The sequence below is a fragment of the Ensifer aridi genome, assembly GCF_002078505.1.
In the GTDB taxonomy this organism is placed as follows: Bacteria; Pseudomonadota; Alphaproteobacteria; order Rhizobiales; family Rhizobiaceae; genus Sinorhizobium; species Sinorhizobium aridi.
The window spans coordinates 151,833-163,621 of record NZ_LUAV01000032.1 but is presented as its reverse complement, the minus strand read 5'-3'; the positions used below and the strand labels follow the sequence as shown (position 1 = coordinate 163,621).

General features: G+C 61.1%; 9 protein-coding genes. 3 read left to right on the top strand and 6 right to left on the bottom strand.

The genetic code is table 11. From position 1 onward, the window contains the following. Positions 1 to 247: 247 nt before the first annotated feature. Complete coding sequence (locus AYK65_RS23185) at positions 248 to 1,396, top strand: helix-turn-helix domain-containing protein (protein ID WP_026615757.1); 1,149 nt, start codon at positions 248 to 250, stop codon at positions 1,394 to 1,396. Positions 1,397 to 1,451: 55 nt separating this feature from the next. On the opposite strand, the gene AYK65_RS23180 is transcribed toward AYK65_RS23185, so the two are convergent. From AYK65_RS23180 to AYK65_RS23155, 6 genes are read right to left on the bottom strand one after another with little or no spacing between them, the layout of a single operon-like run. Next, complete coding sequence (locus tag AYK65_RS23180) at positions 1,452 to 1,790, bottom strand: slr1659 superfamily regulator (protein ID WP_026615758.1); 339 nt, start codon at positions 1,788 to 1,790, stop codon at positions 1,452 to 1,454. A gap of 11 nt (positions 1,791 to 1,801) precedes the next feature. After that, a complete protein-coding gene (locus AYK65_RS23175; protein ID WP_026615759.1) occupies positions 1,802 to 2,353 on the bottom strand; it encodes a slr1658 superfamily regulator in 552 nt (183 codons plus the stop codon). Positions 2,354 to 2,357: 4 nt separating this feature from the next. Beyond that, complete coding sequence (locus tag AYK65_RS23170; RefSeq protein WP_026615760.1) at positions 2,358 to 4,718, bottom strand: SpoIIE family protein phosphatase; 2,361 nt, start codon at positions 4,716 to 4,718, stop codon at positions 2,358 to 2,360. Next, a complete protein-coding gene (locus tag AYK65_RS23165; RefSeq protein WP_046117438.1) occupies positions 4,715 to 5,893 on the bottom strand; it encodes a class I SAM-dependent methyltransferase in 1,179 nt (392 codons plus the stop codon). Before AYK65_RS23165 ends, AYK65_RS23170 begins: the two co-directional genes overlap by 4 nt. Next, positions 5,890 to 6,408, bottom strand: coding sequence for a hypothetical protein (locus AYK65_RS23160; RefSeq protein ID WP_046117439.1), 519 nt, complete (start codon positions 6,406 to 6,408; stop codon positions 5,890 to 5,892). The genes AYK65_RS23165 and AYK65_RS23160 overlap by 4 nt, the downstream gene beginning before the upstream one ends. Positions 6,409 to 6,444: 36 nt before the next feature. Beyond that, positions 6,445 to 8,130, bottom strand: coding sequence for a putative bifunctional diguanylate cyclase/phosphodiesterase (locus tag AYK65_RS23155; protein ID WP_081161124.1), 1,686 nt, complete (start codon positions 8,128 to 8,130; stop codon positions 6,445 to 6,447). Between the two features lie 444 nt (positions 8,131 to 8,574). Between AYK65_RS23155 and AYK65_RS23150 the strand changes: the two genes are divergently transcribed. Both AYK65_RS23150 and AYK65_RS23145 read left to right on the top strand, forming a co-directional pair. Then, entirely contained in the window at positions 8,575 to 9,807 is a 1,233-nt protein-coding gene (locus AYK65_RS23150; protein ID WP_046117441.1) for an HlyD family secretion protein, read from the top strand. Then, the gene (locus AYK65_RS23145) at positions 9,789 to 11,786 is read left to right on the top strand and encodes a glycosyltransferase (RefSeq protein ID WP_081161123.1); all 1,998 of its coding nucleotides are present in this window, start codon (positions 9,789 to 9,791) and stop codon (positions 11,784 to 11,786) included. The genes AYK65_RS23150 and AYK65_RS23145 overlap by 19 nt, the downstream gene beginning before the upstream one ends. The last annotated feature ends 3 nt before the right edge of the window (positions 11,787 to 11,789 follow it).

Here is an 11,789-nt window from a genome sequence, read left to right as displayed (position 1 = left end):
ACAATGTTGTGAACCGACCGTCGTTATTTGATACAATCATCGGAGGTGCTTGTCGTTATCACGCAATCCCGATAGTTATCCCGCCGTGCATTTCTACTCAAAACGGGGTATAAGCGGGAACTCCTGGGTGTGATCGATCGATTCCTTTCCACCCAGAGGCGAGTATTGCGGGCGGGGCCCCGCCTGCGCGGGACGATGATCGTCTGCGCTTCACCCTTACGGCGATCCAATGGACTGGAGGAGTTGCATGAACAAAGACTCCGGATCGGAAGATAACTCTGCCGAAGGGGCCACATGGCCGGCCCACCTGGAACGGCGCCGTTGGCCCCGTGAGCCGGCGGTCCGGAGGCAATCCCGACCGCGCGCCTCACCAACGCTCGTGCCCACGCGTTTTTCGACGCATGAGCTGCCGAAGGCGGAGCAGTTTCCCTCTTGGCACGCCCACATGGCACCGCTTGTGGATGTGCAACTCCCCGAAGGGATATCGCCGGACGACGGTTTCCCCGCCGAGCAGGTCGGCTGGCACCTCGGCGAGTTGCTCGTCGTTCAGCAACGCGCGCCTGGATTCAGCTACACGCGCTCTCGATCCATGCTGCGCTCCAGCCCGATCGACCATTGGAACGTCGGACTCGTTCGCAGCGGCCGGGCGTGGACGGAGGTCGACCGCCGCGTCGCGGAGATCGGGCCGGGAGAGGTCTTTTTCCGATCGCTCGGCTATCCCTATCGCGGGCGCACGACGGAGGCTGAAACCATCCTTCTTTTCATGCCGTATGAACTGCTGGCGGACGATGCGAGCATGCTCGAGGCAGCCAACAATTCCGTCTTATCCGGCAGCCTGGCCGATCTGCTCGTCAATTATATCAACGGCATGGAAGCCAACCTCGACAACATCACCGTCGAGGAGGTGCCGCGCATCGTCCGCACGATTCGCGACATGGTCGTCGCCTGCGCGGTCGCGGTGAGGCCGGAGACGGGAGGGCCCCAGGCGAAAATGGGGGTGATGGAGCGGGCGCACCGATACATTCATCTCAACCTGCACTCGCCCGAGCTGACACCCGAGGCGATCTGCCGCGAGCTCGGTATTTCACGCACGCGCCTCTATCAATTGTTCGAGCCGAGTGGCGGCGTGCTCAACTACATCCGCAGACGTCGTCTCCTGCAGGCCTATGCGGACCTGAGCGACCCGACGAACAATCGACCCATCGCTGAAATCGCCGAAGCCGCCGGTTTCGACGTCGCCGCCAATTTCACCCGCGCGTTCAGCCACGAATTCGGGGCGAGTCCGCGCGAGATTCGCAAGGCTGCGGCCGCAGAACGGCCGGTGGCACCGGTACCCCCTTCCGAGCGGCACGGTGGAGCCACGATCGGCGATTGGCTCAAAGCCGTCCGGAGTTAAAGCGAGATCGGCCGCGGCGCGCACCAGCGACATGGTCGGCACGGGGCAGCTCCCGTCAGGTCAGTCTAAGATCGACGCCGGGATGCAGTTTCTTCAGGTTCGGCAGTGACTTCGACTGCCAGGGAAACTCCGAGCTGCCCCTGACTGTGAACTGGATGTTCGGCCGCTTGCGCGCTTCGATCGTAAGCTTCGCGAGAAGATTGATCCCGGACGAATTGAGAAACTGCAAGCCCGTGAGGTCTATGGTCATTCGATCCGGTTCGGTCTCGAGAACGTTCATCACCAGAGACAAGATCGGGGCGTAGGCCTCGGTGCTGGGCAGGCGCATGGTCCCGTCGAAATAGATGTCTTTGCCTTCCGACCAAACGCGATATTCGTCTTCCTTGACTTCCATTTTGTCGCCCATCAATTCGAGGGATCAGGGACTGCAATCGAGGCATAGGTCTCCAGCGGAATCTCCTGTTCACCGGATCCGAAAACCCAGGCGAAGTGAGCGCCATAATCGCTCATGAGGGTCAGGAGGCCAAGCCCCGAGCCCGAACCCGCGCCCGTGGCATTCGCTTCGATCCGCTTTATTAGCAGATCGCCCGGGTCTCCGGCGGTTATTTCTGAAAGCAGATGCTGAAATTGCTCGGCCGTGTCCCTGTCGACGTAATTGGACACTTTTGTCCGAAAGCTGCTGGTCGAGATCGATGCCTCCACGACGATTTCGCCGGAGGTGCGAAACTTAACCGCGTTCTCTATGAGCTCATTGGTCAGGTATCCGACATTGTGGCGGACGTCCTTGTAGAGGTTGCGGGAGGATCTGTAGCGCAGGGCGACCAACTCGGCGACGAAGTCCGACGTCATCGCGCAATGTTTCCAGCCGAGATCGAGCGGCCCCTCAAAGAGACGAAGTCTCGTAACGTTTTCGCCCGTTCCGATCGCGAGGTCTTCCAATCCGTATAAGGTCGTCATCCGCTTACCTGTGTCTCATAACTACCAGCGTGATATCGTCGTGGATCTTCTGCGTGCCGATATGTGCCATCAGATCCTCTATGATGCCGGCTTTGACATCCTCGGCACTGCGCCCGTAACGGCGACCTGCGCTCTCGCAGAGCCTTTCGATTCCGAAGAGTTCGCCGTTTCGGTTTTCCGCCTCCGTCACCCCGTCAGTATGGAGAATGATCATGTCGCCGTGACCGAAGGAGATGTCGCGCGTCGCAACGAAGGACGAGATGTCCGGTTCCAGTCCGATGGGCAGACCAAGGTCGAGCGTGTCGATCCGCTCGACCTTTCCGGGGTCGCGGACCACAATCAGTTCCTCGTGCTGGCCGGAGAGCGTCATATGCACTCCGTCATAGTCCAGGAAGGCGAGCGACAGATGCTTGTTGGTACTGGTCCTGACGAGGTTCTTGTAGATGGCTCGGTTCATACGATTGAGGAATTGCGAGGGATCCATCTCGCCCGCTTCCTGTAGCGCGCGGGCGACGGACTGGACCATCAGCATCAGCACGCCGCTTTCGAGGCCATGACCGGTTACGTCGCCGATCCCGATCTTCAGCCGCTTGCCGCTACTCAGCACGTCGTAATAGTCGCCGCCGACCTCGTCGGCCGGCCGCATATAGGCGGCGATCTCCAGATCGGGAATTGCATCGAGTTCGGTGGTTCGCGGCAAGACCATCATCTGGATGCGACGGGCAACGTCCAGCTCGGCGCCAAGGCGCAGATTTTCGCTGCGCAACTGCTCGTTCAAGCCGGATATCTGCAGGTTCGCCTCTTCGAGTTCCTTCGTCCGATCCTCGACCAATTGTTCCAGATTCTCGGTATGGAAACTGATCTGCTCCGCCATGCGGTTGAAGGCCGCCCCCGCCTCGCCGACCTCGTCGCGCGTCGGGATGTCCACCCGAACGGAGTAGTCCTTGGCCTGAATACGCTTGGCCGCACCGGCAAGCGCGCTGATGCCGCCCGTTATCCGCTTGGATATGGCGAAGACGGCGGCGATGACGAAGCACAGGGACACGAGCAGCGCCAGGACCTGGTAGATGACGATCCTGTTCGTCGCCTGCGAAATTCCGGCCTGGGCCGCGAACAGCGAAGCGTAGATTTCCCGCTCGGGGACGATGATGCCGAGCATCATCGATTCGCGACGCACCGGCCCCGACGCCCAGAGGTTAGTCGGCTGCAATTGTTTCATCACGACCAGATACGGCACCCTCTCGCCGTTCTCGTCGAGTAGGATATGTCTTAGCAGGCCGTCCTCGCCCAGCGGCAACTGCGCGATTTCCGGCTGGACGCTTCTGCGCAGCGAACGGTCGACACCGGTCACGCCCTCGCTGCCGGCAGCGCTCGATGAGCGAAGACCGATGACCTTTTCCCCGACCGGGTTGATCGCGACGACATTGCCGTCCGACATCGTCAGAAAACCGAAGCCGCTGTCGGCGACTTTGACGTTCTCGACGATCTCTGCCAACTGATCGAGCGTGATATCCGCTCCGGCCGCACCGGCCACCCGGCTGCGATCGCGCGACCACAGCGGCTGGAAGAAGCTGACGATGAGCTTCCCGGTGATCGCGTCCGTATAGGGCGCAGTCTGGGTGATATCGTTGGCCACCGGGCGCGACTGCGGATCGCGCGCCCATTGCTCCCAGGATTCGTAAAGTCCGGGAAAGAAAAATGACCAGAACTCCGCCGTATTGTGGCCCGGGTAGAGCCTGTCGAACGTTTGGGCCTGATCGGTGTAGGGCGCGGTCCGGAAGATCGGCCGTTCCTTCGGGCCTATATAGTACATTTGCAGCTTCGACTGGCCGTTTGCGAGGAGGCTCGGGGCGACCAGGTCGAGGACCGCGCTGTTTTCGATCTCCGTTTGCACCTCGGGAAGCGGCACATGGTTCGCGTCGAGCAGATATCCCCAGACGCTGACGACCGATAGCGGGCCGGGCAAATTCTGCGCCCATCCCCCATTCTTGTCGTAGGTAACGGTGACCGTTCCCGGCGCGCCGCGCGCCATCGCCTCGCCGATCTCGGACTTCCTCACCGGCCGGTCGATCTGAGCCTGGAGAACGCCCGCCAGCGTGCCGACGTCGGAGTGTACCTGGTTGAGAAGCAGGTTGACGCGGGCGGCCGTGGTTTCGGCATAGGAGCGGATGAAGTCCTGGCTGGCCTCCTCGAGGCCGCGGCCGACTTCCGCCGCGGCGTCGCGGGAAAGCCTCTGCACGTTCCAGAGCGCAAGGCCGCCGGTGACGAGCAGGTCGAAGAGCACCGCACCGCCGACGACGAGGACGAATTTGGCGCGGAAGGAGCGCAGGCCCAAACGCGAGGTTTTATCCCCGAGCGCGCTCATGAGGGTTTTCGTCCCGAGGCTGCCCAGATGGGCCAGCCGGCGTAGCCTTTGGGATGGAGCGCCGCGAAGATGTGGTCCCGGAAGCCCTGACGGAACCGCTCGATGAATTCGCGAGAATCGCCGCGCTTCACGGCCATTTCGCCGGCATAGACGTTCTCCCAGGCGGTTATGATGTCGGCGAAGTCCTGCGGGTCTCCGTCGAGATTGGTGACCATGAAAGACTCGACCCGGATATCGTCGAAACCGGCATCGGCGAGGTAGCGTCGACTTTTCGGTCCGAGCTCGACATCCATCTCGAAATGGCTGAACAGCTTCGCGACCTCGTTATAGGTCCACTGAATGCTCTTGGATCGCGGCTCGCCAAGACAGTGCGAGTTCTTCTCGTTGGTTATGTATACCCGCCCGCCGGGTTTGCAGATCCGGTAGAGCTCCTTCAGCAGCACGTCCGGCTGATTGAATATCTGCAGCGAATGGCGGCAGGTCACGAAATCGAACTGGTTGTCCTCGAGCAGCATCTCCGACGCGTCGCCGTAGGTGTACTCGATGTCGGTGATGCCGAAACCGGATGCCACGTCGCGCGCATAGGCAAGGCTCGCCTTCGAATGGTCGAGGGCGACGATGCGTGCCGGCTGGAACTCCTTGCGCACAAGCATGGCGAAATCGCCGATGCCGCAGCAGATGTCGGCCATCGAGATTCCCGGACGCATGCCATGGCGAGGAAGGATCGTGCGCTCGTGGCGCCAGGTCATCTTGGTTTGCGTGCGCAGTATCGGGATGAAGCTCGTGTCCTCCACGAAGCTCTGGCCGGGGTAGAACTTGGAGTCATAGACCTCGACCGTCACCTGGGGCTCGATCTTGTTCAGGTGGCCGAACATGCGTTCGGTCCAGCCCACGACGCTCGACGTTACGACGACGAAGCGCAGATCCGACCGCCTCCGGCATGCATCGAGAAGGACGCGCGCAAAGGCGTGGAAGGCCGTGTTGTTCATCTGAACCAGACGCTTCACATTGATGTAGAACGTGCCCCGCACACCGTCGATCGCCTCCCTGAGCATCGAAATGCTTGCGGCGATCTCGTCGGCCGAACGCGGCCGGACCACGCCGGCAAGAGAAAACTCCTGGCTGTTCGGATCGAATTCCGCCTTGAACGGGTTTGAAAGGGCTGCCGTGCTCAACTCACTATTCCTTCAAGTGGCAGGTCGACGACGAGGGTTATCGACGGCGGATCGCTCTCGTCCAGGTGAATCTCGGCATCGAAATTGATCGCCAGATCCAGAAGAACGGCCTCCCGGCTCGGTGCGAAATCGGTTGAAATCGCATCGAGATAGCGTGCATAGGCGTTTCCCCTGCGGGTTTTCGATACCGCTTCACGATAGAACTGCCGCTGGCCGGGCGGGCACGGGAAAGTGAGCCTCACCCGCTCGGTCGAGCCCTGACGAAAGACGGCGCAGCCGATCTGGCCGTCGGCCGAAGCGCCGCGAAAGGACACCTCCAGGAGTTCGTTGAGCGCGGACGAGAAGAAATTCGAATGCCGGACGGGATCCGCCCGGTTGTGACTGATCATCCGTGCCATGAAGGTCGACAACTGGTCGCAATGCTGCCAGTCCGAAAGAAAGGTTCCCATTTCCATCTCGAATTGGAGCAAGGGTTCGAAGGGCGCTTCCGCTCGCTCTTGTTCGGCTACGGCCATGTCTCTCCTCCTTCGCATGCGAAACTCGACATGATGTTAATGGGCAAATGGAACGGCCGCCGTCCTGCCGAGAAATTCGCCGATCGCCTCTGCCGGCATCGGAAAACCGAGATGAAATCCCTGCAAGCGGTCGCATCCCTCCTTCTGCAGCCACTCTGCCTGAGCCTTGGTCTCCACCCCTTCGGCCGTGACATGCATGCCGAGGCCATGAGCCAGTCCGATGATGGAGCGCACGATCGTCTGGCTTTTCTCGTCCCTCTCGAGGTCCTTGATGAAGTACTGGTCGATTTTGATCGTATCGAACGGGAAATTCTTCAGGTAGCTCAGAGAGGAATAGTAGGTCCCGAAGTCGTCAAGAGAGATCTGGACGCCGAGAAGGTTGAGGGTATTGAGGGTGTCGAGATTGTTGATCGTTCGCTCCAGCAGCACCGACTCGGTGATCTCGAGTTCGAGCCGATCGGCGCGAATTCCGACGAGATCAAGCGTCTGGGCCACGCGATCGGTGAGCCCTTCGTGCAGGAATTCCGCCGGAGAGAGGTTGACGGCGAGCGTGAAGTGGAGCGGCCAGGTCATGGCTGTCCGGCAGGCCCGCTCCAGCAGCCATTGGCCGATTTCGCTCATGAGACCATCCGCTTCGGCCATGGGAATGAAAACGTTCGGCGGAATGTCGCCCACCAGAGGATGACGCCACCGCAGAAGCGCTTCGAAGCCGACGATCGACGAAGACGAGGTCTTTGCGAGCGGTTGGTACTCGATGAAGAACTGCCCGTCCCGAAGCGCGGTGCGCAGGCTTCGACGCAACATTTCCCGCTGTTCGAGCACGATCAGCATCGAGCGCGTGAATGTCCTTGCCCGGCGGCGGCCATCCTTCTTTGCCGCGTAGAGCGCGATGTCCGCGGCCTTCATCAGTTGCTCGACCTCGTTCCCGTCCGCTGGCGCGACGGCTATGCCGACGCTCGCACCGACAAAAACGGTAATGCCGTCGACCGCGAACGGGGCTTTGAAAGCGTTGACGAGCGCGTCGGCCAGACGCTCGGCCTCGCGCGGCTGATCCGATCGCCACTGGATGACCGCGAACTCGTCACCCGCCAGCCGATAGGCGACCTCCCGATCCCCGAGCACGCTCCTGATCCTTTCCGCCGCCATCTTGAGTACGACATCGCCGGCGCCGTGGCCGAGCGTGTCGTTAACGGGCTTGAAATCATCGAGGTCGATTTGCATGAGGGCCAGCCGCGCGCCGCCCGGCACGGGCAGTGCGCTGCGCAATTGATCGCTGAATTGGCGCCGGTTCGGCAGCCCGGTCAAGACGTCGTGGGTCGCCTGGTGAAGGAGAAGGGCGCGGTCGCTTTCGCTCTGGCTCGACGTCTCCCGGCAGGTGGAACTCCGGTCCGACTCGCTGACGCCTATGCCGCGGGCGCTGCGAAAGATGATGAGAGTGCGACGATTTCCGGTCGCAATATCGGCGATCTCGACGGTGCGCGGCAGTCCGCTTGCGGCGACGAATTCGACGGCGGACTTCGGCCCCGGTGCCAACAGCTCCGGATAGATGTGCCAGAGGGTCGCCTCGACGAGCGAATCGACAGAATATGTTCTCCTGTGCGTTGCCGAGCAGTCGACGAGGTGGAAGCTCTCGTCGTACAGGGAGACGAGCTCGTCGGTATCGGCGAGAAAATCACTCTCGGCGGAAGATAAAGCAGACATCGTAGCGTCCGCATCCGGCATCCTGGTCCTCCATACGCTTCCGGTGTGCCTCGTCCGAGGGTCTCGGTCCTATCCAGCCTCCGTTCTATTCAGCCAGCGGCCCGTGGCTTTGACCCAGGTCAATATCGTCTCGACGCAATTGTCCATTCACAAATTATCGCGGAAGGTGTCGCGGTCAATGCCGCTCGCGCAGCGACATATGGATTTCCACTCTGCCGGTTGCGGGGCATCGGCTGCGGCGCAGGGCATGGTCGCACACGGCTTTTCGCGGGATTGGTCGCCGAAACAGTCAGTTTTGAGGGTTGTTCACCGGCAACTCCCGATGGAGAGTTGAATCGATAGCGGGAGCAAGCAGACCAGCTCTCGCTCAAGTGGCAGGATCGCGCGGGAACGGTTGGTCAACAGCAAGAGACATCGTCCGAACTTGCGCTGCGACTGCCCAAGGCACGTGCAGGGACCGGCGGCATGATCCTGAACCATCGCATTACGCGCCTCACAGTCGGGATTCTACTCCTGCTGCTTGCTGCCGTCGTTCTGCTGCCTGGATTGACCGGCTTTACCAGCCTCGATGGGACAGTCAACGCGCGCTTCGCCGTCATAAACGCGCCGATCGACGGTGAAATTGCCACAGCGCCACCACGGATCGGAACACCGGTGCGCAAGGGCGAGACACTTGCCAGCATTCGCAATCCGCGTGTCAATCGGGCGATATTTGCATCCCTGCGCGCGGAATACAGATCGGCCGTCGATCGCGTCGCAGCACTGGAACGGGAGCGCGACGAGCTGGTCAAACTGCGCGGCGAGCTTGCCGAACGCCTTGACATCTTCAAAAGCGCGACAATCGCCAATCTGGAAAGGGAGCTTGAGATACTCAGGAAGCGTGTCGAAGTTTCGCGCGCGCAGGATATCGTCGCAAAGGTGGACCTCGACCGGCGGCAGGAACTGGAATCGAAGGGCATCTTCACGCGCAAGATGGTGGAAGCGGCGGAGGCTGCCGGCGCGGCTACCGGCGGCGAGGTTGAGATCAGCAATTTGACGGTCGAATTGTTGCAGCAACGGCTCGATGCGCTGCGCCGCGGCATATTCGTCGGCGGCGACGGACAGAACGACGTCCCCTATTCCCGTCAGCGCCAGGATGAGGTGATACTGCGCATCAACGATCTCAACACGCGCATTGCCGAAAACAAGACACGGGCAATTCAGGTCAGCCAGCAGATAGTCGAGGAGGAGAGGCGCGTTAACAGGTTGGGGATGGCTGTCGTCCCATCGCCGTTCGACGGTGTCGTCTGGAGCAGGAACATCGTGAGCGGCTCCAATGTCGTGTTGAACAACGAGATGATGCGCGTCCTCGATTGCCGTGAACTGTTCGTCGACATCCTCGTTCCGGAGGTCGATTACGACGAGATCTACCCCGGTCGCGAAGCGGAGGTCCGGCTCTTCGGGCGCGTAGATGTCTTCAAGGGTCAGGTGCAAGCGGTCAAGGGCTCCTCCGCCGTCGTCGAGAAAGATGCGCTCGCCGCCAACGAGCCGGAAACCGACGAGCGCAATGCCCGCATTCGCATCCTGCTGGCGCCGTCCGCCCTCAACAGCGACTTCGCCAATTTCTGTCAGGTGGGACGGACGGCGCAGGTGCGCATTTCCAAGGACAACCTCCGGCTCACACAGTGGATCAAAGGCCTGTGGTTCAACCTCTTCTAGCGCTGGTGCCGACCTTGCTGGTCGTTGCCTTCTTTCTTCTCGGCCCTTTCAACTGGTCGCGCCATCAAACCTGGGCACGGGCAACCACCTGCGCTTTCGTCGCCGCCGTCGCCTTGCGCTACACGGTCTGGCGCTTCACCGAGACCGTCCTGCCCTATCCCAATGACGGCGCCAATTTCTATTGGGTGTGGGTCGTGTTCGTCGTCGAGATCCTCGCCTTCACGGAGGTCGTGCTGTTCCTCATCCTGATGAGCCGCTATGTCGACCGCAGCGCCGAGGCGGACCGCCTCGGGCAGGCTTTCTTCGCGCGAAGGGAAAGCGAGCTGCCGACCGTCGACGTTTTCATCCCCACCTACAACGAGCCTCTTGACGTTCTCGAGAGAACAATCGTCGGGGCGCTGGCACTCGACTATCCCAAGGACAAGCTCAAGGTCTATGTGCTCGACGATGGCCGGCGCGGCTGGCTCAAGACTTTCTGCGAGGGACGAGGCGCAATCCACGTGACTCGGACCGACAACGCGCATGCCAAGGCCGGCAACATGAACAATGGATTGCGCGTAAGCTCCGGCGACTTCATCGCCGTCTTCGATGCCGACTTCGTGCCCTACAGCAGCTTTCTCCGGCGCACATTGCCCTTCTTCTCGGACGAGACCATCGGCATCGTGCAGACGCCGCAGCATTTCTTCAACGTTGATCCGGTGCAGTCCAATCTCGGTCTCGAGAACATATGGCCCGACGAGCAGCGCCTCTTCTTCGACGAGATTGCGCCAAGCCGCGACGGCTGGAACGTGAGCTTCTGCTGCGGCTCCTGCTCAATCGCCCGCCGCAAGGCGGTCGACGCAATCGGCGGTTTCCCGACCGAGTCGATCACCGAAGACCTGTTGACCACGCTTTCGATGCTCAACAGGGGCTACAAGACCCGCTATCTCAACGAACGGCTATCGATGGGTCTGGCCGCCGAGAACCTCACCGGCTATTTCGTTCAGCGCGAGCGCTGGTGCCAGGGCGGCATCCAGACCCTCTACCTGCACAATGGCCCCTTGCGCGGGCCGGGGCTCTCGCTCTTCCAGCGGATCATGTTCCTGCCGATGTCGTGGCTGGTTCAATATCTGGTCCGCTTCATCATCCTCCTCGTTCCGGTCGCCTATCTCTGGTTCGGCGCTCTGCCGCTCTACTTTACCGATGTCGCCGACTACGTCTCGAACCAGGTGCCGGTCCTGGCGGCCTATTTCCTGCTGATGCTGTGGATCACGCCGACGCGCTACCTGCCGGTGGTCTCCAGCGCCGTCGGCACCTTTTCGACCTTCCGCATGCTGCCGACCGTTCTTTCGAGCTTGGTGCGGCCCTTCGGCAAGCCCTTCAAGGTGACGCCGAAGGGCAGCGGCAACGAGGAGAGCGCGTTCGACGCTTATACTTTCACCTGGATTGCCGGATTCATTATCGTCACCGCACTCGGCCTCCTGATCAACATCGTCCCGGAAACGGCGCAGACAAACGGATCGTTTTCGACGATCGCGGTGCTTTGGTCGGGGATCAACATAGTCGTGCTCGTCATCGCTTCGCTTATTTGTTTCGAGAAACCGCGGCGGTTGCTCCAGGCCTTCAGGCTCGACGAGGCGGTGGACGTCGACGGCACCGGCGGGCGCCTGGTGAGCCTTTCCTTGGACAAGGCGGTGGTTGCGGTTCCGACCAAGGCAAGGTTCAAATCGACCCGTGTCATGCTGAAACTCGAAGGGTTCGCGCCGCTCGAAGCGGAACTGAAGCAGGTGACCCAGAGGCGCGGGGACGTTACCCGGTCGGGCGACGAGCGGCGATATCACCTTCACCTGCATTTCGATCTGCGCGGGTTCGAGCGGGACAAGATGATCATCAAGCTCTACACCGGACGTTATTCCCGGGACATTCCCGATATCGACAAGGTCGCCGTGTCCGTGAACCTGTTGCTGCGTGCTTTCGGGCGCACACGCACTGCATCCTAATCG

Coding starts and splice junctions, on each gene's coding strand:
- AYK65_RS23185 (WP_026615757.1), top strand. CDS start 248: ATGAACAAAGACTCCGGATCGGAAGATAACTCTGCCGAAGGGGCCACA.
- AYK65_RS23180 (WP_026615758.1), bottom strand. CDS start 1,790: ATGGAAGTCAAGGAAGACGAATATCGCGTTTGGTCGGAAGGCAAAGAC.
- AYK65_RS23175 (WP_026615759.1), bottom strand. CDS start 2,353: ATGACGACCTTATACGGATTGGAAGACCTCGCGATCGGAACGGGCGAA.
- AYK65_RS23170 (WP_026615760.1), bottom strand. CDS start 4,718: ATGAGCGCGCTCGGGGATAAAACCTCGCGTTTGGGCCTGCGCTCCTTC.
- AYK65_RS23160 (WP_046117439.1), bottom strand. CDS start 6,408: ATGGCCGTAGCCGAACAAGAGCGAGCGGAAGCGCCCTTCGAACCCTTG.
- AYK65_RS23155 (WP_081161124.1), bottom strand. CDS start 8,130: ATGCCGGATGCGGACGCTACGATGTCTGCTTTATCTTCCGCCGAGAGT.
- AYK65_RS23150 (WP_046117441.1), top strand. CDS start 8,575: ATGATCCTGAACCATCGCATTACGCGCCTCACAGTCGGGATTCTACTC.